The organism is Aminobacter sp. MSH1 (genome assembly GCF_003071665.1).
Lineage (GTDB): Bacteria > Pseudomonadota > Alphaproteobacteria > Rhizobiales > Rhizobiaceae > Aminobacter > Aminobacter niigataensis.
The window spans coordinates 2003609-2027226 of record NZ_CP026265.1 but is presented as its reverse complement, the minus strand read 5'-3'; the positions used below and the strand labels follow the sequence as shown (position 1 = coordinate 2027226).

Sequence of the window (23618 nt, the reverse complement as noted above, 5' to 3'; positions counted from 1 at the left end):
GTGGCCCTATTGCGAGAGCTACAAATAGTACCTTTAAGAGGTCATTTCAATCTGCTGTGCCCTGCGCCTGCCGGTGACGTTTCCGCGCTAGCCAGCGGCGGCGCCGGCGTGCACAAATGACGAAGCACAAGACTGGAATATCAATGAAAACCATCACCGAATTTCCGCGCGACATCGTCGAATTTCCCGACATGGGCATCGTCATGCCCGATGGCACGCGCCTGTCGGCGCGGGTGTGGATGCCCGCCGATGCCGACCAGGACCCGGTTCCCGCCATCCTCGAGCACCTGCCCTACCGCAAGCGCGACGGCACGACGACGCGCGACTGCCTGACCCATCCCTACTTCGCCGGCCATGGCTATGCCTGCATCCGCGTCGACATGCGCGGCAACGGCGATTCCGAAGGGCTGATGGAGGACGAATACACCGAGCAGGAGTGGCAGGACGCCTGCGACGTCATTGCCTGGGCGGCAGCCCAGCCCTGGTGCAACGGCAAGGTCGGCATGATGGGCATCTCCTGGGGCGGCTTCAACGGCCTTCAGGTGGCGGCCCACCAGCCCAAGGCGCTGAAAGCCGTCATCACGCTCTGCTCCACCGACAACCGCTACGCCGACGACATCCACTACAAGGGCGGGTTGCTGCTCAACGAGAACATGGGCTGGGGCGCGACCATGCTGTCCTATTCGTCGCGACCGCCGGATCCGGCGCTCGTCGGCGAAAAGTGGCGCGACATGTGGCTCGCCAGGCTTGAGCATGAGCCGTTCCTGCCGGCGGTCTGGCTGAAGCACCAGACCCGCGATGCCTACTGGAAACGGGGCTCGGTCAACGAGGACTATTCCGCCATCAAGGCCGCCGTTCTGGCTATCGGCGGCTGGGGCGACGCCTACAAGAATGCGGTGTCCCGACTGGTCGCGGGCGTACAGGCGCCGGTCAAGGGCATCGTCGGCCCGTGGATCCACAAATACCCGCATTTCGCCGTACCCAAGCCGGCCATCGGCTTCCTGCAGGAAGCCCTGCGCTGGTGGGATCGTTGGCTCAAGGGCAAGGACACCGGCGTCGAAGACGACCCGGCAATGCGTCTCTACGTCATGGATTCCGAGCCGCCGCGCGACTGGTATCTCGAACGTCCGGGCCGCTGGATCGCCGAGCGGCAATGGCCGTCGCCAAACATTGCCGCCAGGCGCCTTGCGCTCGGTGCGAATGGCATATTGGCCGAGGACGCCAGGCTCGACGCGGCCGTGTCGATAAACTCGCCCCAGGATTGCGGCATGGACGGCGGCGAATATTGCGCCATCTGGCTCGGGCCGGAACTGCCGGGCGACCAGCGTTCCGACGACACCAAGTCGGCCTGCTTCGACGGTGCTGTGCTCGACGCCCCGCTCGACATTGTCGGGGCGCCGGTCATCCGCCTGAAGCTCGCAGCCGACCGCCGGCACGGCATGGTCGCGGTGCGCCTGTGCGATGTCCAGCCCGACGGCGCCTCGACCCGCATCACCTATGGCGTGCTCAACCTCTGCCACCGCAACAGCCACGAATTCCCTCAGGAGATCGTGCCGGGCGAGACGATGGAGATCACGCTCAAGCTCGACGACATCGCCTACCGCGTGCTGCCCGGCAACCGGCTGCGTGTCGCCGTGTCCTCGACCTACTGGCCGCTTGTCTGGCCGTCGCCGGAAGAGGTGACGCTGACCCTCCATGACGGCGCCATCGACCTGCCGGTACGCCCCTCCGGCGACGGCGATGAATGGACCTTCGAGGAACCCGAGGGGGCGACGCCCTGGCAGACCGAAACACTGCGCGAAAGTTCGAACAGCCGCACTGTCGAACGCGACGAAACGGCGAGCACGGTCAGCCTGCGCATTGTCGACGACTTCGGCGAAATCCGCGATTCCGACCACGGCCTGGTCATCGGCGATGTCGCCCGCGAACTCTGGACAATCGATCCGTCCGACCCGCTTTCTGCCCATGGCGAGACCCACTGGACGCAGACTTTGTCGAGAAACGACTGGACCGTCCGGACCGAAACTTTCACGACGATGCGTTCCGACGGCCAAAACTTCCAGTTGACCGGCCGGATCGAGGCCTATGAAGGCGAGAAGCTGGTGTTCGAACGAGATTTCGACGAAATCATCGCACGCGATCACGTCTGACGCGGAAGCGGCTTGGTCCAAATGCGACGTGGCGATTGCGCCACTCGATGTCGCATTCGGCCTTGCCGATGCCCTTACGTTACGGTCAATATTGCCACCAGAAGTCGAGCAATAACGACCGCCAGAGTGAGGAGCCTTTCCAATGTCGAATGAACTGGAATATCTGAGCCGCCGGGTCGCTGCGGGCAAATTGAACCGCCGTGACTTCCTGGGCCGCGCCGCGGCCCTGGGTGTCGCGGCAAGTTTCGCGAACTCGTTGCTCGCCAGCGCCGCCAAGGCCGAGGGCCCCGTCAAGGGCGGTATCCTTCGCGCCGGCATGCAGGGTGGTGCTGCCACCGACAGCCTCGACCCGGCGTCATGGTCGAGCCAGGTGCCCTATTTCTTCGGCCGCCAGTGGGGCGAGCAGCTGGTGCAGATTTCACCCGAGGGCGAGCCCAAGCCGGCGCTCGCCGAGGAGTGGGGCGCCTCCGACGACGCCAAGTCCTGGACCTTCAAGATCCGCAAGGGCGTGCAGTTCCACGACGGCAAGGAGATGACCCCCGCCGACGTCGTGGCGACCATCGAGCGCCACTCCGACGAGAAGGCGAAATCAGGCGCGCTCGGCCTGATGGGCGGCATCGCCTCGGTCAAGGCCGACGGCCAGAACGTCGTGTTCGAGCTCAAGGAGGCCAACGCCGACCTGCCCTTCCTGCTCGACGACTACCACCTGATGATCCAGCCCAATGGCGGCAAGGACAAGCCCGACGCCGGCATCGGCACCGGCCCCTACAAGATCACCGTCAACGAGGCCGGCGTGCGGCTCGGCGGCGAGAAGTTCGCCAATTACTGGCGCGACGACCGCGGCTTTGCCGACCAGATCGAAATCATCGTCATCAACGATGCCACGGCCCGCACGTCTGCGTTGCAGGGCGGCCAGGTCGACATCATCAACCGCGTCGAGCCGAAGATCGTCGAACTGATCAAGCGCGTGCCGGGTGTGGTCATCCGCAACGTCGCCGGCCGCGGCCACTATGTCTTCATCGCCCACACCAACACCGCACCCTTCGACAACAACGACCTGAGGCTCGCGCTGAAATACGCGCTCGACCGCGAGGAAATGCTGCAGAAGATCCTGATGGGCTACGGCTCGGTCGGCAACGACACGCCGATCAACAAGGCCTATCCGCTGTTCACCGAGATGGAGCAGCGCAAATACGATCCTGAAAAAGCAGCCTTCCACTACAAGAAGTCGGGCCATTCCGGCTCGGTGCTGCTGCGCACCTCCGACGTCGCCTTCCCCGGCGCGGTCGATGCCGCCCAGCTCTACCAGCAGAGCGCGGCCAAGGCCGGCATCACCCTGGAAGTCAAGCGCGAGCCAGGCGACGGCTACTGGTCGGAAGTCTGGAACAAGCAGCCATTCTCAGCGTCTTACTGGGGCGGGCGCCCGACCCAGGACCAGATGTACTCGACGGCCTACTACTCCAAGGCCGAATGGAACGACACGCGTTTCCAGCGCGAGGACTTCGACAAGATGCTGTTTACGGCCCGCTCGGAACTTGATCCGGAGAAGCGCAAGAAGATCTACGCCGACATGGGCCAGATCGTCCGCGACGAAGGCGGCGTGATCACCCCGATGTTCAACGACTTCATCGACGCAACCAGCGCCAAGGTCGGCGGCTGGGTCGATGACGGCAACCAGGAGATGATGGGCGGCTACGCGCTGTCGAAGTGCTGGCTGAACGCCTGACAAGGGCGTTGAGCGCATGTCCAATCCGATCCTGAAACTGATCGCCCAGCGCATTGCGCTGGGCCTTCTCCTGCTCCTGGCCGTTTCGGTCCTGATCTTCGCCGGCACCCAGATCCTGCCCGGCGATGTCGCCCAATCCATCCTCGGCCAGTCGGCCACGCCCCAGGCGCTCGCCAATCTGCGCGAGGAACTCGGCCTCAACGACCCCGCCATCGTCCGCTATTTCAGGTGGCTCGGCGGCGTCCTCACCGGCGACCTCGGCACGGCCCTGTCGAGCCGGCAGGACATCGCCGCCTCGATCGGCGGACGTCTGTGGAACACGCTGTTCCTCGCCTTCTGGGCGGCTGTCGTTTCCGTACCGCTGGCGATCATCCTCGGCCTGCTGGCCGTGCGCTATCGCAATGGCTGGATCGACAAGACCATCTCCGGCCTGGCGCTGGCATCGACCTCGCTGCCCGAGTTCTTCATCGGCTACCTCCTGGTCTATTTCTTCGCCGTGAAGCTGCAGTGGTTCCCGGGCATCTCCACCGTCTATGACGGCATGCCTTTCCTCGAACGCATGAAGGCGATCGCCCTGCCGGCTACTGCGCTGACACTGGTGGTGCTGGCCCACATGATGCGTATGACGCGTGCGGCGATCCTCAACGTCATGCAGTCGGCCTATATCGAGACCGCGGAGCTCAAGGGTCTTTCGCCCTTCGACATCATCCGCAAGCACGCCTTTCCCAATGCGATCGCGCCGATCATCAACGTGGTCATGCTCAACCTCGCCTTCCTCATCGTCGGCGTGGTCGTGATCGAGGTGATCTTCGTCTATCCCGGCATGGGGCAATATCTGGTCGACCATGTCGCCAAGCGCGACGTGCCGGTGGTTCAGGCAGTGGGGCTGATCTTCGCAGCGGTTTACATCGGCCTCAACATCGTCGCCGACATTGCCGCCATCGTCGCCAATCCACGCCTCCGGCATCCGAAGTGAGCGGCGCGCCATGCTGGACCTGAAACGCATCCCCCTTGGCGCCGCGATCGGCCTGATCCTGACCGCATTGTTCCTCATCGCGGCGATCTTCGCGCCGCTGATCGCACCCTATGGTCTCGGCGAGATCGTCGGCGACGTCTGGGCGCCGGCCTCCGGCCAGTTCCTGCTCGGCACTGACAATCTCGGCCGCGACCTGCTTTCGCGCATGATCTACGGCGCGCGCACCACCATCTTCATCGCCGTCATGGCAACCGCCTTGTCGTTTTCGCTCGGCGCGATCCTGGGCTTCACCGCCGCCGTCGTCGGCGGCTGGTTCGACACCGGCATGTCGCGCTTCGTCGACTTGCTGATGGCGATCCCGACGCTGATCTTCGCGCTCGTGGTGCTGTCGGTGCTGCCTTCGACCTTGCTGACCCTGATCCTAGTGATGGGCATTCTCGACGCAACGCGCGTCTACCGGCTATCGCGCGCGGTTGCCGTCGACATCAACGTCATGGACTTCGTCGAGGCGGCCAAGCTGCGCGGCGAAGGCAAGGGCTGGATCATCTTCCGGGAGATCCTACCCAACGCGCTGTCGCCGCTGGTTTCCGAACTCGGCCTGCGCTTCATCTATGCCGTCCTGTTCCTTTCGGCTCTGTCCTTCCTCGGCCTGGGCGTTCAGCCGCCGGATGCCGACTGGGGCGGCATGGTCAAGGAAAACAAGGACGGCATCGTCTTCGGCATCCCGGCAGCCCTGATCCCGGCCGCCGCGATCGCAGCACTCGCCATCTCCGTCAACCTCGTCGCCGACTGGGTGCTCAACCGCACCACCGATCTCAAGGGAGGGCGTGGCAATGGCTAAGGCACCCGCGAACGGCTCCGGCCCGCTGCTCGACATCCGCAACCTCAGGATCGAGGCAAAGGTCTACCCACCCGGCGAGGCACCGCGCACCATCACCCTGGTGCACGACGTGTCGCTGACGCTGGAAAAGGGCAAGGTGCTTGGCCTGATCGGTGAATCGGGCGCCGGCAAGTCGACCATCGGCCTGTCGTCGATGGCCTATGGCCGCGGCGGGGTGAAGATCACCGGCGGCGAGATCCTGCTCAATGGCCGCGACATCCGCAAGGGTGGCACGCAAGGCATTCGCGCCCTGCGCGGCCGCGAGGTCTGCTATGTCGCGCAGTCGGCGGCGGCAGCGTTCAACCCGGCACACCGGCTGATGGACCAGGTCGTCGAAGCCTCGATCCTGCACGGCGTGGCGAGCCGGGCGGAGGCCGAAAAGCGCGCCGTTGCGCTGTTCAGGAAGCTCAGCCTTCCCGACCCGGAAAACATCGGCAACCGTTTCCCGCACCAGGTCTCGGGTGGCCAGTTGCAGCGCGTCATGACCGCCATGGCGCTGTGCTCCGAGCCCGACCTGATCGTCTTCGACGAACCGACGACCGCACTCGACGTCACCACCCAGATCGACGTACTCGCCGCGATCAAGGAGGCGATCCGCGATACCGGCGTGGCAGCACTCTACATCAGCCACGACCTCGCTGTGGTCGCGCAGGTCTCCGACGAGATCATGGTGCTCCGGCACGGCAAGCTGGTCGAATGGGGCGGCACGCGCCAGATCATCAAGGAGCCACGCCAGGAATACACCAGCGCACTCGTCTCGGTGCACGAGATCGAGCACCAGGAGAAAGCGCCCGGCGCCAACCCGTTCCTTTCGGTCAGGAACGTCACCGCCGCTTATGGCGGCGGCACGATCAAGGTGTTGAAGAACGTCTCGGTCGACATCCTGCCAGGCCAGACGCTGGCCGTCGTCGGCGAATCCGGCTCCGGCAAGTCGACGCTGGCCCGTGCCATCACCGGCCTTCTACCGCCCGAGCAGGGCAGCATCACCTTTGCCGGACGCACGCTTTCCAATCGCCTCGCCGACCGCAGCCGCGACGATCTGCGCGAGTTGCAGATGATCTACCAGATGGCCGACGTGGCGATGAACCCGCGCCAGACCGTGGGCACGATCATCGGCCGTCCGTTGGAGCTCTATTTCGGCATGGGCGGCAAGGAGCGCGATGCCCGCGTCGCCGAACTGCTCGACAAGATCGAGATGGGTCGCGGCTTTGCTGATCGCTATCCGGCCGAGCTTTCCGGCGGGCAGAAGCAGCGCGTCTGCATCGCCCGTGCGCTCGCCGCCAAGCCGCGTCTGATCATCTGCGACGAGGTGACCAGCGCGCTCGACCCGCTGGTCGCCAACGGCATCCTCAAGCTGCTGCTCGGGCTGCAGGCCGAGGAAGGCGTCGCCTATCTGTTCATCACCCACGACCTGGCAACGGTGAAATCGATCGCCGATTCCATCGCCGTCATGTATCGCGGCGAGGTGGTGCGCTACGGGCCGAAGTCGGAAGTGCTGAAACCGCCCTTCGACGCCTACACCGACCTGCTGTTGTCGTCGGTGCCGGAAATGGAGATCGGCTGGCTCGAAAAGGCGATCGGCGGACGCAGGATGGCCAGCGCGGGGAATTGAGGGAACGTAATAGGTGTGTCCTTCGAGGCTAGCCTTTCAGGCGAGCACCTCAGGATGAGGACCGTTGCGTTCCTTCGCACCCCCTCTCTGGCCTGCCGGCCATCTCCCCCGCAAGGGGGGGAGATCATGCCTTCATCGGCCTGGGCGGCCAACCACAAAGGTCGCAAGGCGGGCCCTGCTGGTTCGCAGGATGGGCACAAACGGCGGCGTGACTAATCTCCCCCCTTGCGGGGGAGATGGCCGGCAGGCCAGAGAGGGGTGCTAAGGGCCGCTAACCTCTAACCGTCACCATACCCACTCGCCACGCCCCAGCACCGCCACAGCATCGACGATACGCGTGAAGCTTTCGCGGGCGCGGCCGACGCTGTGGCGGGCGCGCAGGTAGCCGTGCACAAGCCCCGGCTCCTCGAACCAGAATGCCTTGCCGCCGGCGGCGACGATGCGCTCGCCATAGGCCTCGCCGTCCGACGACAGCGGATCGCACTCCGCCGTAATGACGACAGTCGGCGGCAGGTTGGCGAAATCGCCATCGGCCAGCGGCGACAGCGTGATGTCGCCGGTGCGGTCTTCCCCGCCGGTGCGGATGTCCTGGTAGAAATCGAGGTCGCGCATGGTCAGCATCGGCGCCTCGGTGTGCCTGACATAGGAACCGCGGCTGCGGTCGCCGCCCAGGCCGGGATAGATCAGCAACTGCCCGACCGGATGGCGCTTGTGGCCGCGCGTCGCATGGCTGACGGCAGCCGCGATGTTGCCGCCGGCGCTGTCGCCAGCGAGCACGATGGGCTGACTGTATTTGCCAGTTGTCCATTCGAACGCCACCATTGCATCGTCGAAGGCTGCCGGATGCAGGTGCTCCGGCGCCAGCCGATAGTCCACTGACGCCACTTCGTAGCCGGTTCGGCCGCAGAGCTCGGCGCAAACATCGTCATGGCTGTCGAGCCCGCCGAGGATGAAGCCGCCACCATGGAAGTAAAGTACCACGGCCTCTGGCGCCTTGCCGGCCAGGCGATAGATGCGGACGGGCACGTCGCGCCCCGGAGCAGCGATAGCCGTCGTCTCGGCCGACACGCCCTCCGGGTAACCGGCGAAGAACTCCCGGCACATGCGGTCGTAGATCTCGCGCTGCTGGGCAATCGTGTAGTCGACGGTGTCGGGCGGATAGTAGGAGTTCGTCCGCTCGATGAACGCCCAGGTCTCGGCGTCGATGAGCTTTGTGTAGTCGGTCATTGGAGCAGGCCTTGGGAATTGCCGCGCCCTACGTTGCCCCCCTCTGGCCTGCCGGCCATCTCCCCCACGAGGGGGGAGATCACCTGTCGTCCCGACTTTCGCCAACCGCCAACGTTACAAGAGGTGGGCCGCCGGCGAAGCGCTTGATCTCTCCCCTCGTGGGGGAGATGGCCGGCAGGCCAGAGGGGGGCGAGACGGAACGTAATCATTTCCACGGAGCCTACTTCCCCTTCCACACCGGGTCGCGCTTCTCGGCGAATGCCTTGAAGCCCTCCAGATTGTCCTCCGAGGCGTAGAGTTCGTCCACCGTTGGGAATTGCCGCTTGGTGATGCGGTTCATCGTCTCCTGGAAACCCATCACCTCGGCGGCGCGCGCCACCTCCTTGATGGCGGCGAAGACCAGCGGCGGGCCGCCGGCGAGCAACCGGGCGATCTCCCAGACACGGTCCTCGAGCTTGTCGGCCGGCAGCACCTCGTTGACCAGCCCCCAGCGATGCGCCTCGGCGACGTCCATCCAGCGGCCGGTGAGCAGGAGGTCCATCGCCACGTGATAGGGAATGCGCTTGGGCAGCTTGATGGTTGCGGCGTCCGCCAGCGTGCCGGCCTTGATTTCGGGCAGCGCGAAGCTCGAATGCTCCGAGGCGTAGATCAGGTCGCAGGACAGCGCCAGTTCGAAGCCGCCACCCACCGCCATGCCGTTGACGCAGGCAATGACCGGCTTGTTGAGGTCGCGCAGCTCCTGCAGCCCGCCGAAGCCGCCGACGCCATAGTCGCCGTCGACCGCATCGCCGCTCGCCGCGGCCTTCAGGTCCCAGCCGGCCGAGAAGAATTTTTCCCCCGCCGTCTTCACGATGGCGATGCGCAGGCCGTCATCGTCGCGGAAGGCCTTGAACGTCTGCCCGAGCAGCCGGGACGTGGCGAGGTCGATGGCGTTGGCCTTGGGCCGGTCGAGCGTGACCTCGAGGATCACGCCTTCCCTGCGGGTCTTGATGACGTCGGACATTGCGCTTTCTCCATTGCCCCTCACCCTTACCCTCTCCCCGTGGAAAACGGGGAGAGGGGGGCGTCGGCGTCGTGATTTGCCTCCTTCTCCCCGTCATTACGGGGAGAAGGTCCGGTAGGGGATGAGGGGCTGTTTAAGGCCAACACCAACAGCGCATCGGCGATCCAGGCACCCTGCCCTTCGCCACAGACGATCAGCGGATTGATGTCGAGTTCCTCGATACGGTCGGCATGATCGGACACAAAACCGGCAATGGCCATTATTGCATCCACGGCCGCACCAACGTCCGCCCTGGCACGGCCACGATAGCCGTCGAGCAGCGGGTACATCTTCAACCCCTTCAGCGCAGCCTCGACCTCGCCGCGCGAGGCAGGGAGCAGCAGCGTGGCGCTGTCCTTGATGAGTTCGACCAGCACGCCGCCGGTGCCGATGGTCATGACAGGGCCGAACAGCGGATCGCGGGTGACGCCGACGATCAACTCGGCCACGCCGCCTGAGACCATCTTCTCGACATAGAGGCCGGAGCCGAGCCGCAACAGGGCGGCCGCTGCGGCACCGATCTCCTCGCCGGTCCGGAGATTGAGCCTGACAGCGCCAAGCTCGCTCTTGTGGGCAACGCCGAGCGCCTTGAGCGCGACGGGATAGCCTAGCTCCTCCGCCGTTGCGATGGCCTCTGCGACACTCACCGCACGGCGGCCGGCCGGCACGGTGAGTCCAGCATCACGCAGCAAGGATTTGGCAGCGGCTTCGTCGAGCTGGGTATCCTCCCCCCTTGAGGGGGAGGTGCCCGCGAAGCGGGCGGAGGGGGTAACCTCAGAAGGCACCGCCGACGCATCGTGCACGACCCCACCCCGATCGGCTCCGCCGATCGACCCTCCCCTCAAGGGGGAGGGATCGCGCCGCCACGCCTCGCCAATCGTCGCTGCAGCCTCCGCCGCGTCCATCGCCTCGGCGATCCCCTGTAACGGCACGATGCCGCGCGAAAACAGGTCTGCGGCATGCTCCTCGGTCAGGTTCTCCGACATCGACGCCACCACGGCACCGCGCGCGCCATTAGTCTTCAGCGCTACCTCGAAGGCCCGCACGGTCGGCCACCAGTCGGCGTCCGAGCAGCGGTCGTTGCGCGGGAAGTCGAGCACCAGCATGTTGAGGTCGAAACCGCCTGACGCCATCGCCGTGAAGGTGGCTGTCATCGCCGGTTCGTCGTTCCAGATGAAGGTGTGATAGTCGAGCGGATTGGCGACCGCCACGAAGGCGCCGAGCGTCGATTTTATCCTTGCATAGTGCTCGGGCGTAAGCGCCGGGAAACGCAACCGCCGGCCCTCGGCGCTGTCGGCCATGACCGACGCCTCGCCGCCCGAACAGCTCATCGAAGACAGCGTGAAGCCGGGCAGCGGGCCGACTGCGTGCAGCAGCTTCAGCGTTTCGAGCAACGACGGGATGGTGTCGACGCGGGCGATGCCCAGCCGCTTGAGGAAGGCGTCCGATGCGGCATCCGACCCGGCGAGCGACGCCGTGTGCGAGATCGTCGCCTTGCGCGCCTGCTCGGAGCGGCCGACCTTCATGGCGACGATCGGCTTGCCCAGTTCGCGTGCCCGCGCCGCCAACCGCTCGAAACCGTCGACGGTGTCGAAACCTTCGATGTGCAGGCCAAGGCACGACACGCGCTCATCCTCGATCAGGCCCAGCGCCATTTGGGAAAGGCCGGTCTGCGCCTGGTTGCCGGCGGTCATCAGGAAGGCGACCGGCAGGCCGCGCTTCTGCATGGTCAGGTTGCAGGCGATGTTGGAGGACTGCGTGATGATGGCAACGCCGCGGGTGCCCGGCGCCAGCCTCTGGCCGCCGTGCTGGTCGGGCCACAGCAGCGCGCCGTCGGCATAGTTGATCAGGCCGTAGCAATTGGGCCCAATGACCGGCATCGCACCGGCCGCCGCCACCAGTTCTGCCTGCAGCCGTTCGCCGTCGGCATCGTCGCTGCCAGCTTCGAGGAAGCCGGAGGCAAAGCAGATCGCCCCGCCGGCGCCGCGCTCGGCAAGTTGAGCAATCACCTCGATAGTCAGGAAGCGGTTGACGCCGACGAAGGCTGCGTCTGGGGCTGCGGGCAGCTCGGCGACCGAACGGAAAGTCCTGATGCCCTCGACCTTGTCCTTGGTCGGGTGCACCGGCCAGATGTCGCCGGCAAAGCCCATCTTCAGGCACTGCTTGACCACGGCCGCGGCCTGCGAGCCTCCGAACACCGCAATCGACTTAGGCCGCAGCAGGCGTTCGAGGCGCCCTTTACCCTCCCCCTTGTGGAGAGGGTCGACGCGCAGCGTCGAGGTGGGGGTGTCAGAAGTCGAGCAAGACATTGTTTCACCCCCACCCGGCCCTGCGGGCCACCCTCCCCACAAGGGGGAGGGTCGAACAAGAAACCAGATCGCTCATCCGCCCACCGCCCTGAGCAGCGCGCGCGAAATGATGTGGCGCTGGATTTCCGACGTGCCTTCCCAGATGCGTTCGACGCGCGCGTCGCGCCAGATGCGCTCCAGCGGCAGGTCGTCCATCAGGCCCATGCCGCCATGGATCTGAATCGCTTCGTCGGCGACGAAGGCCAACATCTCCGTCGCCTTGAGCTTGGCCATCGCCATGTCCTGGTCGGTGACCGTGCCCTGGTCGTATTTCCAGCCGGCCTCCATCACCATCAGCTCAGCCGCCTTGAGCTCGGTCGCCATGTCGGCGAGCTTGAACGACACGCCCTGGAACTTGCCGATCTGCTGGCCGAATTGCTCGCGTTGGGCGGCATATTCGACGGCATGGTTAAGCGCGCGCTCGGCGCGGCCGAGGCAGGTGGCACCCACCTGCAGGCGCGTCGCACCCAGCCAGCTGTTGGCGACTTCGAAACCCTTGTGCACCTCGCCGAGAACCTGGCTCGCCGGCAGGCGGCAGTCGTCGAACTCCAGCACCGAATTGGTGTAGCCGCGATGCGAGACGTTGCGATAGCCGTCGCGCACTGTGAAGCCGGGCGTACCCTTGTCGACGAAGAAGGCGGTGATCTTCTTGCGTTTGCCGCGCGGCGACTCCTCTTCGCCGGACGCCATGAAGACGATGGCGAAATCGGCGATGTCGGCATGGGAGATGAAGTGCTTGGTACCGTTCAGCACCCAGTCGCTGCCATCCTGGACAGCACTCGCCTTCATGCCCCGCAGGTCGGAACCGGCGCCCGGCTCGGTCATCGCCAAACAGTCCGACTTCTCGCCGCTAATGCAGGGGAAGAGATACTTCTCGCGCTGCTCCGCCGTGCCGGCGAGCAGGATGTTGGACGGGCGCGCCACGCAGGTCCAGTGCAGTGCGTAGTTGGCGCGGCCGAGCTCCTTTTCGTAGAGCAGCCAGGTCAGCGTATCGAGCCCGGCACCGCCGACATCAGCCGGCATGTTGGCGGCATAGAGCCCGGCGGCAATCGCCTTTGCCTTGATCTCCTCGACCAGCTCGCGCCGGAGATGGCCGGTGCGCTCGACCTCGCCCTCGTGCGGATAGAGCTCGTTCTCGACGAACGCGCGGGTGGTGTCGACGATGAGCTGCTGTTCCTCGGACAGACCGAAATGCATCGTCTCAGCCCTTCTTCTTGGCAGCTGCCTTCTTCACCGGCTTGCTCGCCTTGGCCTTTTCGGCAGCCTTGGAGACCTTGGGCTTGGCCTGGGCGGCGAGCTGCTTGGTGTAGTCCTTGTAGAGCGCGCCGGCGCCCCAGCCCTTGCCCTTGTTCTGCTTGGACAGCGCATCCATGATCGCGACGAGATTGTCGTCGCGGATCTTTTCCAGCTCGCGGATCGACCATTTGTCGGACTGCTCGTCGGACTGGGTGGCGATCAGGTCGACCAGCTCGTCGTTGAACTCCGGCACGTCCATCAGCTTGGTCCACGGCCATTTCAGGCACGGCCCGAACTGCGCCATGAAGTGGCGCATCCCGGCCTCGCCACCGGCGACCCGATAGACCTGGAACATGCCCATCTGGGCCCAGCGCAGGCCGAAGCCGTAGCGCATGATGTCGTCGAGTTCCTCCACCGAGCAGATGCCGTCCTTGATCAGCCACAGCGCCTCGCGCCAGGCCGCTTCGAGCAGGCGGTCGCCGACGAAGGCCTCGATCTCCTTGCGGATGACAACAGGCTTCATGCCGATGGAAGAATAGATCTCCTTGGCGACCTCGATCGCCTCGGGGAACGTCTGGGCGCCACCGACGATCTCGACGATGGGCAGGAGATAGACCGGGTTGAACGGGTGGCCGACGACCAGCCGCTCCGGATGCTTCTTCATCGCCACCTGCATGTCCGATGGCTTGATGCCCGAGGTGGACGAGCCGATGATCGCATTGGCGGGCGCATGCATGTCGATCTCGGCCAGCACCTTGTGCTTGAGGTCGAGCCGCTCCGGCACGCTTTCCTGGATGAAGTCGGCGTCCGCCACTGCCTCGGCGATGGTCTTGGCGAAGGTCAGCTTGCCTTCCTTGGGCAGGCCACCCGGTAGCATCTGCTTGTAGGCACGGCGCGCGCCCTTCATCACCTCGCCGACCTTGCGTGAGGCCTCCGGGTCGGGATCGAAGATCGACACGTCGATGCCATTGAGCAGCAGCCGCGCCACCCAGCCGGCGCCGATAACCCCGCCGCCAATGGCGGCTGCCTTCGAAATTGTGCTCATGAAAATGCCCCTCCCGGCAGATTTGTCAGCGATCAGGCCGCCAGCGGCGCGCGCTTGACGAGGTTCAGCTTCTTGCGCACCTCTTCCGGCCCGATGACTCGCGCGCCCAAGGTCTCGACGACGGTGACCGCCTTCTCGACCAGCTGCGCGTTGGTAGCGAGAACGCCCTTGTCGAGCCAGAGATTGTCCTCGAGGCCGACGCGCACATTGCCCCCGGCAAGCACAGCCGCCGCCGCATAGGCCATCTGGTTGCGGCCGAGCGAGAAGGCCGAAAAGGTCCAGCTCTTCGGCACGTTGTTGACCATCGCCATGAAGGTGTTGAGGTCGTCAGGCGCCCCCCACGGCACGCCCATGCACAGCTGAACCAGCGCGTCGGGCGCAAGCACGCCCTCCTCCACCAGTTGCTTGGCGAACCAGAGGTGGCCGGTGTCGAAAGCCTCGATCTCGGGCTTGACGCCCATCGCGGTCATCATGCCACCCATCGCGCGCAGCATGCCCGGCGTGTTGGTCATGACGTAGTCGGCCTCGGCGAAATTCATCGTGCCGCAGTCAAGCGTGCATATCTCCGGCAGGCACTGGCGCACATGCTCGACGCGGTTGGTGGCGCCGCCCATGTCGGTGCCGGCTTCCTTCAGCGGCAACGGGCTTTCGACGCCGCCGAACACCATGTCGCCGCCCATGCCGGCGGTCAGGTTCAGCACCACGTCGACATTGGCCTCGCGGATGCGCTCGGTCACCTCGCGGTAGAGATGGATGTCGCGACGCGGCTTGCCTGTGTCGGGGTCGCGGACATGGCAGTGGACGATGGCAGCACCTGCCTTGGCCGCCTCGATGGCCGAGTCGGCGATCTGCTTGGGCGAACGCGGCACCAGGTGGCTGCGATCCTGCGTGCCGCCGGACCCGGTCACGGCACAGGTAATGAAAACCTCGCGGTTCATCTCGAGCGGCATCGCATTCCTCCCTTACGAAACTTGACGGATCATCGCGCCGCTTGCGCCAATTTGTTTTGCGTTTTACGACACTCAAATGACCAAAAGCGAAAAGCCGACAATCTTTCGCGAAGAGCGCTCGCCGCTCAAGGTGACGATGCTGGTCTTCTCCGGCGCGTCCATCATGTGCGTGGCATCGGCCGTCGACCCCCTGCGCGCCGCCAACCGCATTGCCGGCGAGACGCATTTCGACTTCCGGCTGGTATCCGCCACCGGCGAGCCGGCGATCACCACATGCGGCCTGCCTGTGGCGGTCTCCGGCGCCTTCGACCCCGACGATGCCTGCGACGTGCTGATGGTCATCGCCGGCTTCGGCACCCAGGGATACACCACGTCGAAGCTGCTCGGCGGCATCAGGCGCTGCGCCCGCCAGGCCCGCGCGGCCGGCGGCATCGAGGCAGGCACCTGGCTGGTCGCCCGCGCCGGGCTGCTGGAAGGCCGCACTGCCACCACTCATTGGGAGGACATGGAGGATTTTGCCGCGGCCTTTCCTGAGGTCGAGGTCCGTCCCGACCGCTACATCATCGACGGCCCGGTTTTCACCTCGGGCGGTGCGGCGCCCACCTTCGACCTGATGCTGCACCTGGTGCGCTCGCGGCTCGGCATGGCGACCGCGCTCGATGTCGCCAGCGTCTTCATCTACGACCAGTCGCGCGCCGCCACCGACGCGCAGCCGCTGGTCTCGCTCGGCCGGCTCGACGGCTACGACCCGCGTCTCGCCCAGGCGATCCGCCTGATGGAGGGCCATGTCGACCAGCCGCTGACGATTGCCGCGATCGCAAAGCGTGCAGGCGTCACGGCGCGGACGCTCGAAAGCATCTTCCGCGCCTCGATCGGCGAGACGCCCGGCGCCTACTATCTCAGGCTGAGATTGAACGCCGCGCGACGGCTGGTTGTCGACACCCGCGTCAGCATGGCCGAGGTCGCCGAGCGGACCGGCTTTTCCTCGGCTGCCGCCTTCTCCCGCAGCTTTTCCCGCGCCTTCGGCACGCCGCCGGTGAGGATGCGCAAGGGCTGAGATTGCGCCTTGCGGGAGACCAGCTCAAGGCAGAATACCCCACCCTCAATCCCTCCCCATAAGGGGGAGGGAAGCTTTGCGTCGCGCCATACGATCCGATCGCGGGAAAATCTCGCTTGGCATGGGTAGTGCCGATCCCCCTCCCCCTTGTGGGGAGGGGTTAGGGGTGGGGGTGATGCCTCAGCCTCGCCTGCAAAGAATCCACTCAACCGCTGTCGCAAGATCGTCAACGACGGCGCTCGGGTGCGGCGCGTGGCGGCTCTCGTCACCGGCACGATACTTGCCGGTCCGCACCAGCAGGGCCGATCCGATGCCCGCCTTCAGGGCCCCGGCGACATCGCTTTCGGCGTCGTCGCCAACCATGACCGCCTGCCCCGGCGGGCAGTCCAATCCGGCGAGTGCGGTATGGAAGAAGTCGCGCGCGGGCTTGCCCAGCACCGTCGCCTGCTTGCCGGCGGCGAATTCGAGTGCTGCGACGAAGGCACCGGCATCGAGGCTGAGGCCGCCGTCGGCGTCCTTGAAAGTGCGGTTGACCGCAAGCGCGAGAAATTCGGCACCGTCGATGAGTTGCCGGAAGGCGGCGTTCATCGCCGCATAGGTGAAGGCCTCGGCGGCATCGCCGACCACCACCGCCTTCCTCTCGCCGAACGTGTGTCCGGCGAATTCGGGCACGAGGTCGGGATGCACGAGCAGGTGCGGCGCGCAGCCTTCGTGTGCAAGCCATTCGACGGCCGCGCGGGCAGGCGTCAGCAATTCATCGTCGGCGACTTTAATACCGAGGGCGGCGAGTTGCCTGATGACGGCTGCACGTGGCGAACGCGTGGTGTTGCTGACGAAGCGGATGGCAAGGCCTTCGCCATGCAGCCGGCGAATGGCTTCGATTGCACCGGGGATCGCCGCGTCGCCGTCATAGACGACGCCCGAAAGGTCCAAAAGCACCGCGCGTATCATCGGCGAAGGATGGCGAAGCATCCTCCATTCGTCAAACCGTCAGCAATCAGGCGGCACGGCTTTCCCTGCCGATGCGCGAGCGCATGTTTTCGGCGAGCACGGCTTCGAGGCGCAGCGCCACTGCCCGGCTCCATTCGTCCGACAGCTGTGTCTCCACCACAGGAGGCAGCGCCATCAGCCGGTCGACGATGGAATTGGTGCGCGAGCGGTCGAGCAATGCCTCGATCTCCGGCTCGTTCGTATTTGCGATGAAAGTCTTTTGTTCCCGTCTCATGACGCCGTAACTCACTGATTCGACGGGCGTCTTGAGGGCGAGAAAGAGGCAATTCAGCGGCAAGGGGGAAAGCGGCTCCCCCTCGCCTGATGGTTGTCCGGTTCAGACATAGCGGTTGACGACGTTCTCCAGATATTCCTGCCGGCCCGACTTCGGCTGCGGCTCGATGCCATCGGCGGCGACGCGCGCGGCGATTTGTTCGAGGCTGCGTTCCCCTGACAGCATCGCCTTGGCCTCGGCCGCGTTCCAGCCGGCATAGCGTGCATCGAGCGGGGCGGACAGCGCCTTGTCCTCGAGCATCTTCGCTGCGGCCTTGAGCCCCCGGGCGCAGGCATCCATGCCGCCGACATGGGCGATCAGCAGGTCTTCGGGATCGAGCGACTGGCGGCGCAGCTTGGCGTCGAAATTGGTGCCGCCGGTCTTGAAGCCACCGCCAAGCAGCACCTGGTAATAGGCCAGCCCCATCTCGGGCACGTTGTTGGGGAACTGGTCGGTATCCCAGCCCGACTGGTAGTCGTTGCGGTTCATGTCGATCGAACCAAAGATGCCGAGCGCATTGGCGGTCGCCAGCTCGTGCTCGAAGGAGTGGCCGGCCAGGATCGCGTGGCCCTGCTCGATGTTGACCTTCACCTCCTTCTCCAGCCCGTACTTCCTGAGGAAGCCGTAGACGGTGGCGACATCGTAGTCGTACTGGTGCTTGGTCGGCTCCTGCGGCTTTGGCTCGATCAGGATGGTGCCGGTGAAACCGATCTTGTGCTTGTAGTCGACGACGAGGTTGAGGAAGCGGCCGAGCTGGTCGAGCTCGCGGCCCATGTCGGTGTTGAGCAGCGTCTCATAGCCCTCGCGGCCGCCCCACAGCACATAGTTCTCACCTTTCAGCCGCTTGGTGACGTCGATGCAGTGCTTTACCGTCGCGGCCGCATAGGCGAAGACTTCCGGGTCGGGGTTGGTGGCGGCACCCGACATGAAGCGGCGGTTGGAAAACAGGTTTGCCGTGCCCCAGAGCAGCTTGACGCCGGTCTTGGCCATCTTGCCTTCGAAATGGTCGGCGATTTCATCGAGACGCTTGGCACTCTCGGCAAAGGTCGCACCCTCGGGCCGCACGTCGGCATCGTGGAAGCAATAGTAGGGAACGCCAAGAAGCGAAAACAACTCGAAGGCGACGTCGGCCTTCAGCTTGGCATGCTCCATGGTCTCGCCGAACCAGGGCCGCTCGAAGGTCTGGCCGCCGAACGGATCGCCGCCCGGCCAGGCGAATGTGTGCCAGTAGGCGACCGCGAAGCGCAGGTGGTCTTCCAGCCGCTTGCCCAGCACCACCTCATCGGCATTGTAGTGGCGATAGGCCAGCGGGTTGGTGCTTTCAGGACCTTCGTAGCGGACGGGCTTGATGTCGCCGAAATAGCCGGTGCTCATGGGAGAACTCCTTTCAGTGAGTACGCATTGCCGCCCCGGATCGGGCGGCCACAAAAATTCCGAATTCGATTACCTCAGGCGTAATTGGTTCCAGTCGGCACTGCTGCGACAAGGGTCGCGTTATCAAAGACAAACCCGACGGAGAGCAGAGATGACCGACTACAACGCCATCGCCGAAGCCTACATCGCCGCCTGGAACGAGACCGACGCGACCGCCCGCAAGGCGCTGGTCGAGGCCGCCTTCACTTCCGGCGTGACCTATCGCGACCCCATCATGCAGGGCGACGGCCACGGCGGCATCGACGCACTGATCCAAGGCGTGCACAGCCAGTTCCCCGGCTTCCACTTCAAGCTCAAGGGCAAGGCCGACGGCTTCGGTGACCATATCCGCTTCTCCTGGGGCCTTGGTCCCGATGGTGCGGAGGCCGTGATCGAAGGCTCCGACTTCGCCACCCTCGAAGGCGGCCGCCTGAGCGGCATCACCGGCTTCCTCGACAAGGTGCCGGGCTGATCTAGCTCGGGCGCTCACATCGTCCCCCGGATCGCCGGATAGAGCTTGCGATAGCGCTGGTAGGCCTCGTCATAGGCGCCGGCCAGTGTGGCCACCGGCTCGATGGTTTCGGCTGTCGCAGGCGGCGTGCAGACCTGATGCGGGTCGGCACTTTCGGCGGCGATGAGGCCAAGCCGCGCGGCACCAAATGCAGCGCCGAAATCGCCGTCGGCGGGAAGGTCGACCGGTAGGCCGAGTGCGGTGGCGATCGACTTCAGCCAGTAGCGCGAGCGCGAGCCACCGCCGATGGCCGTCACGCGTGTCAGCGAGGTTCCGGCCTTGGCCAGAGCTTCAAGGCTGTCGCGGAAGGCAAATGCCACGCCCTCGAGCACCGCCTGGGTCAGACCGGCGCGGTCGATCTCATGGGCAAGGCCCGTGAAGGAGCCGCGGATCGCCGCATCGTTGTGCGGGGTCCGTTCACCCGAGAGATAAGGCAGGAAGGTCACGCCTGAAGGCGCACGCAATTCGTCGCCGAGTTCGCCTGTCAGCTCAGCCGCATCCTTGCCTGATATGGTGCTCAGCCAGTTGAGCGAATCCGTCGCCGACAAGATGACGCCCATCTGGTGCCAGGCGTTGGGCAGCGCATGGCAGAACGTGTGCACCGCACTTTCCGGATTGGGCAGGTAGGCGCCGTTGGCGGCAAACAGCACGCCCGAGGTGCCGAGCGACACGAAGGCCGCGCCCGGCCTGACCGTGCCCATGCCGCAGGCGGAAGCCGCGTTGTCGCCCGCGCCGCCGGAAATCGTCACCGCCTGCCCCATGCCCCATTTCGAAGCCAGTTCTCCGCGCAGCATCCCGGCTAGATCAGTACCCTCGACCAACGACGGCATGTGTTCGGTGCCGAGGCCGGTGGCGGCCAAAAGCTCCGGCGACCACCGTCGCGACGCGACATCAAGCCAGGACGTGCCGGCCGAGTCGGACATTTCGGAGATGTATTCGCCGGCCAGCCAGAGCCGCAGATAGTCCTTGGGCAACAGCACCTTCGCCACCCGGGCGAAGACGTCAGGCTCGTTGGCCTTCACCCAGGCGAGCTTGGGTGCGGTGAAGCCGGGGAAAACGATGTTGCCGATAATCTTGCGAAAACGCGGGTCGGCGTCGAGCCTAGCTGCCTCGGCAAAGCTGCGCGTGTCGTTCCACAGGATGCAGGGACGAAGCACTTTGCCCGAGGCGTCGAGCAGCGTCGCGCCATGCATCTGGCCGGACAGGCCGATGCCGCGCACGGCAGCGATTTCCCCTGGATGTGCCGCCTTGAGCTCGGCGATCGCCTCTTCGGTGGCGCGAATCCAGTCGGCCGGATCCTGCTCGGACCAGCCGTGGTGCGGCCGCGACACGTCGAGCGAGCCGTGGCCGGAGCCGATGATCTTCTGGTCGGCGTCCATCAGCAGCGCCTTCACGCCTGACGTACCGAGATCGAGCCCGAGATACATGCCATTCCTCCCGAATGAGAGCCGCGGACGCCTTTGGCGCCCATCCTCTCACGTCATTGGCCAGCCTTCATCGCCAACAGGCAAAACGGCCGGGCCATCGTCCCGTTCCTCCGACGGACGCTGCTTATTAGCAAACATTCCAGGGTCGGGTCGACATTTATTTCGGAACTCGCAAAAAATAATCGGACGTTCGACCCAGCGGCTCTGTAAGCAGCGTCGGAGGTCGGCGGACTGATTGCCAACTCTGGGCACAAAAGCTCGGGAAGGCGGACAAGGCACTGCATCTAGTGCAGTCGATCGCAAGGTGGTCTTATCAGGCCGAGGAGACGTTGAATGGTTGTGAAGACATTCGTCATAGCCCCAGAATACGTCAGCTTTTACGTTGCTGGCAGGCGCGAGGTCGCGCCTGTAGTTGACCACGACTATGGGCGTATCGCGGCAACACGTGATTGTATCACCATTCCATCTCTCTATTCGAACGACGGGGATACCACGGTGGTTGTCGGGCCACTCTCGGAATTGAACCAGACGTTAGCGCCGGACTACGACGGTTTACTCGACACCCCTCACCGGCTGCTGATGCTGTCGGATGCCCTCATTGACATCGCAGACATCCCGGTTAGCAGCACAAGGACGCACATCCGCATCTGGGTCAACCATCCAATACAGCCTGACCACGTCGTGATCGGCTGGGCGGGCGGCTAGACCCACCGGGTGTGTCAGCCGTGCGCGAGAAGTGCCGCACGCTGGACGAACAGGCCCGACAGCGGGCTTGCCGGGCGGGCATGGTTGCGCGCTGCGGCCAACCTGACCGCCAGCGCATCGTCGCCATCGCGCAGGGCCGCTTCGATCAGCGTCAGTTCGATCACGTCGCGCTGGGCATGGCTGCCGCCGAAGCGGTGGGCGATGGCCCTGACCGGCCCAAGCAGCCGCACCGTCTCGCCATAGCGCCCCTCGCCGAAGGCCTTGATCGCCAACGTGACGGGGTGGCCGACGTCGCGCGTGAAAGCGGCGTTGTCGTCGTCGCGGGCGATCGCCTCGCGCTGGGCGTCGAGCATCGCCTTGGCCGGCGCTTCGAGACCGGCGCCAACGAAGGCCATCATCGCATGTGCGTCGTTGAAGGCGTAGTTGCCGGCCGCAGCCTTGGGCGCCCAGTTAGCCGCAAGGCTCGCCCAGCGGTCGCCGACATCGACGCCGCCGAGATGAAGCCGCCACAATATCGCTGAGGCATCGACCATGTTGAGCGCCAGCTTCGACTGCGCGCTGTAGATCGGCCCGTCATAAAGCGCCAGCACCTCGTCGGTCTCGCCGAGGTCGTAGTGAAACAGCGCCAGGTGCCACCAGTTGTGAACCTGGAGAAAACTCTCCTTTATCCAGGCGTCCGAGTTGCCGCGCATCCAGGCGATGCCGTCGCGCTGGCGGCTCTGCATCTCCATCACATGCGCCACAGCGTGCTGGGCCCAGCCGTCGCGCGGTTCCATCTCGACAGCTTGCCGGCCCAGGGTCTCGGCATGCGCATATTCGCCCATCTCCTCGAAGCCGAAGGCCTGCATGCCGAGGATGGCGTGATAGCCCGGCATGCCCCTGCTCCACGCCGGCATAGCCTTGGCGATGCGATCGCGCAGCATTGGCGCATTGCCGGTGAAGAAGTCGATCTGGTGTCCGGCCTGCAGCGCAAGCGCATCAAGCGGATGCTCCGCTGTCAGATCGGCGAGGATACGCCCGGCCTCGTGCCAATGGCCCGCTGCGAGACAGCCAAGGGCCGCGACATGCGCCTTCTCACCGGCCGTTGCGGCGAGCACGGCGGCGGCGGCATGGCAGTCGCGCGCGACCGCCATCGCCTCGCGCTCGGTGGCGAGGCCGTAGAGCCAGCCCTTCAGCACATGCGCCATGACGAAATCGGGCGCAGCAGCGATCGCCTTGTCGGCCGAGCCGACCGGATCGCCGACGAAGCGCTGGAGTTCGCTCACCCCGCGCTCGTAATGCGCGGCGGAAGCCTCGTCCGCGCCTGAAAGCGCAAGCCCGAGCCGGTCCTTCACCACAGCCGAAGTCCTCAGTGCCCCGAACGGGTTGCCGCCGCGGCAAGACCGGCGCCGACAAGCAAAGTGCCGCCGGTGCGGTTGAAGATGCGGATGGCGCGCGGGCTGGCAACGACGCTGCGGGCGCGCGCGGCGACCAGCGCGTAGCCGAAGGCATTGGCGAAGGCGAGCGTCAGGAAGGTCACCTCGAAGATCAGCATCTGGGTCCAGAAATCGCCGCTGCGGTCGATGAACTGCGGCAGGAAGGCGACGAAGAAGGTGATGCTCTTGGGGTTCAGCGCCGTGACGATCCAGGCATGCGCCATCATCTTGGCGGCCGACGCCGCATCCGTGCGCGGCTTGGCCTCGAGCGACCCGCCGGCGCGGAACAGCTTGATGCCGAGATAGATGAGATAGGCCGCACCGATCCACTTCACGATGGTGAAGACCGTGGCCGATGCCGCCAGCAGCGCGCCGATGCCGAGCATCGACAGCGTCATCGCGGTGAAATCGCCGAGTGCCACGCCCACCGCCATCGGCAGTGCGGTGCGCCAGCCCTGGCCGAGCGCATAGGACACCACAAGCAGGATGGTCGGCCCCGGAATGACGAGCAGCACCGCAGACGCGGCGGCAAAGGCGGCCCAGTTTTCGAACGACATGAAAAGCTCCCTGATCAACAACGGGATCAAGCTCCGCCGCTGCGCGGTTGTAAAGCCCTTGAGGCAACACACGCGGC

Annotated in this window: 20 protein-coding genes; 8 read left to right on the top strand and 12 right to left on the bottom strand. The window is 65.3% G+C overall.

Going from position 1 to position 23618, the window contains the following annotated elements:
- The first annotated feature begins 143 nt into the window (after window positions 1-143).
- The 5 genes from CO731_RS10120 to CO731_RS10100 all read left to right on the top strand — a co-directional run bounded on the left by CO731_RS10120 (window position 144) and on the right by CO731_RS10100 (window position 7344).
- Window positions 144-2150 carry a CocE/NonD family hydrolase gene (locus tag CO731_RS10120; RefSeq protein WP_108606983.1) on the top strand — a complete coding sequence of 669 codons (2007 nt, stop codon included), beginning with the start codon at window positions 144-146 and terminating at the stop codon, window positions 2148-2150.
- A 142-nt stretch (window positions 2151-2292) separates the two neighbouring features.
- Window positions 2293-3876: an ABC transporter substrate-binding protein gene (locus CO731_RS10115; RefSeq protein ID WP_108606982.1), complete on the top strand. Its 1584-nt coding sequence runs from the start codon at window positions 2293-2295 to the stop codon at window positions 3874-3876.
- Window positions 3877-3892: 16 nt separating this feature from the next.
- On the top strand, window positions 3893-4852 hold the full coding sequence (locus CO731_RS10110) for an ABC transporter permease (RefSeq protein ID WP_108606981.1): 960 nt from the start codon (window positions 3893-3895) through the stop codon (window positions 4850-4852).
- A gap of 10 nt (window positions 4853-4862) precedes the next feature.
- On the top strand, window positions 4863-5693 hold the full coding sequence (locus CO731_RS10105; RefSeq protein ID WP_108606980.1) for an ABC transporter permease: 831 nt from the start codon (window positions 4863-4865) through the stop codon (window positions 5691-5693).
- On the top strand, window positions 5686-7344 hold the full coding sequence (locus tag CO731_RS10100) for an ABC transporter ATP-binding protein (RefSeq protein WP_108606979.1): 1659 nt from the start codon (window positions 5686-5688) through the stop codon (window positions 7342-7344). Before CO731_RS10105 ends, CO731_RS10100 begins: the two co-directional genes overlap by 8 nt.
- Before the next feature lie 285 nt (window positions 7345-7629).
- Here CO731_RS10100 and CO731_RS10095 read toward each other — a convergent pair whose 3' ends face one another.
- The 6 genes from CO731_RS10095 to CO731_RS10065 form a co-directional block, all read right to left on the bottom strand.
- Window positions 7630-8571 carry an alpha/beta hydrolase gene (locus CO731_RS10095; protein ID WP_108606978.1) on the bottom strand — a complete coding sequence of 314 codons (942 nt, stop codon included), beginning with the start codon at window positions 8569-8571 and terminating at the stop codon, window positions 7630-7632.
- 220 nt (window positions 8572-8791) lie between these two features.
- Window positions 8792-9574 (bottom strand): carnitinyl-CoA dehydratase, encoded by a 783-nt coding sequence (locus tag CO731_RS10085; RefSeq protein WP_108606977.1) that lies wholly within the window; start codon window positions 9572-9574, stop codon window positions 8792-8794.
- A gap of 26 nt (window positions 9575-9600) precedes the next feature.
- The gene (locus CO731_RS10080; RefSeq protein ID WP_108606976.1) at window positions 9601-11922 is read right to left on the bottom strand and encodes an acetate--CoA ligase family protein; all 2322 of its coding nucleotides are present in this window, start codon (window positions 11920-11922) and stop codon (window positions 9601-9603) included.
- Window positions 11923-11994: 72 nt separating this feature from the next.
- The gene (locus CO731_RS10075) at window positions 11995-13158 is read right to left on the bottom strand and encodes an acyl-CoA dehydrogenase (protein WP_108606975.1); all 1164 of its coding nucleotides are present in this window, start codon (window positions 13156-13158) and stop codon (window positions 11995-11997) included.
- Window positions 13159-13162: 4 nt separating this feature from the next.
- Window positions 13163-14242, bottom strand: a complete 1080-nt coding sequence (locus CO731_RS10070) for a carnitine 3-dehydrogenase (protein WP_108606974.1) — start codon at window positions 14240-14242, stop codon at window positions 13163-13165.
- A 32-nt stretch (window positions 14243-14274) separates the two neighbouring features.
- On the bottom strand, window positions 14275-15192 hold the full coding sequence (locus tag CO731_RS10065) for a 3-keto-5-aminohexanoate cleavage protein (RefSeq protein WP_108606973.1): 918 nt from the start codon (window positions 15190-15192) through the stop codon (window positions 14275-14277).
- A 76-nt stretch (window positions 15193-15268) separates the two neighbouring features.
- Between CO731_RS10065 and CO731_RS10060 the strand changes: the two genes are divergently transcribed.
- Complete coding sequence (locus tag CO731_RS10060; protein WP_108606972.1) at window positions 15269-16249, top strand: GlxA family transcriptional regulator; 981 nt, start codon at window positions 15269-15271, stop codon at window positions 16247-16249.
- Window positions 16250-16429: 180 nt separating this feature from the next.
- On the opposite strand, the gene CO731_RS10055 is transcribed toward CO731_RS10060, so the two are convergent.
- The 3 genes from CO731_RS10055 to xylA form a co-directional block, all read right to left on the bottom strand.
- Window positions 16430-17221 (bottom strand): TIGR01458 family HAD-type hydrolase, encoded by a 792-nt coding sequence (locus CO731_RS10055; RefSeq protein ID WP_245439714.1) that lies wholly within the window; start codon window positions 17219-17221, stop codon window positions 16430-16432.
- A 25-nt stretch (window positions 17222-17246) separates the two neighbouring features.
- On the bottom strand, window positions 17247-17474 hold the full coding sequence (locus CO731_RS10050) for a hypothetical protein (RefSeq protein WP_108609736.1): 228 nt from the start codon (window positions 17472-17474) through the stop codon (window positions 17247-17249).
- Between the two features lie 102 nt (window positions 17475-17576).
- A complete protein-coding gene (gene xylA / locus CO731_RS10045) occupies window positions 17577-18887 on the bottom strand; it encodes a xylose isomerase (RefSeq protein ID WP_108606971.1) in 1311 nt (436 codons plus the stop codon).
- A gap of 151 nt (window positions 18888-19038) precedes the next feature.
- Between xylA and CO731_RS10040 the strand changes: the two genes are divergently transcribed.
- Window positions 19039-19398 carry a nuclear transport factor 2 family protein gene (locus tag CO731_RS10040; RefSeq protein WP_108606970.1) on the top strand — a complete coding sequence of 120 codons (360 nt, stop codon included), beginning with the start codon at window positions 19039-19041 and terminating at the stop codon, window positions 19396-19398.
- A gap of 14 nt (window positions 19399-19412) precedes the next feature.
- Here the strand turns inward: CO731_RS10040 and xylB are convergent, their stop codons facing one another.
- On the bottom strand, window positions 19413-20864 hold the full coding sequence (xylB, locus tag CO731_RS10035) for a xylulokinase (RefSeq protein WP_108606969.1): 1452 nt from the start codon (window positions 20862-20864) through the stop codon (window positions 19413-19415).
- A 333-nt stretch (window positions 20865-21197) separates the two neighbouring features.
- Between xylB and CO731_RS10030 the strand changes: the two genes are divergently transcribed.
- Complete coding sequence (locus CO731_RS10030) at window positions 21198-21569, top strand: hypothetical protein (protein ID WP_108606968.1); 372 nt, start codon at window positions 21198-21200, stop codon at window positions 21567-21569.
- A gap of 14 nt (window positions 21570-21583) precedes the next feature.
- Here the strand turns inward: CO731_RS10030 and CO731_RS10025 are convergent, their stop codons facing one another.
- On the bottom strand, window positions 21584-22903 hold the full coding sequence (locus tag CO731_RS10025) for a tetratricopeptide repeat protein (protein WP_108609735.1): 1320 nt from the start codon (window positions 22901-22903) through the stop codon (window positions 21584-21586).
- A 14-nt stretch (window positions 22904-22917) separates the two neighbouring features.
- A complete protein-coding gene (locus CO731_RS10020) occupies window positions 22918-23541 on the bottom strand; it encodes a LysE family translocator (protein ID WP_108609734.1) in 624 nt (207 codons plus the stop codon).
- Between the last annotated feature and the right edge of the window lie 77 nt (window positions 23542-23618).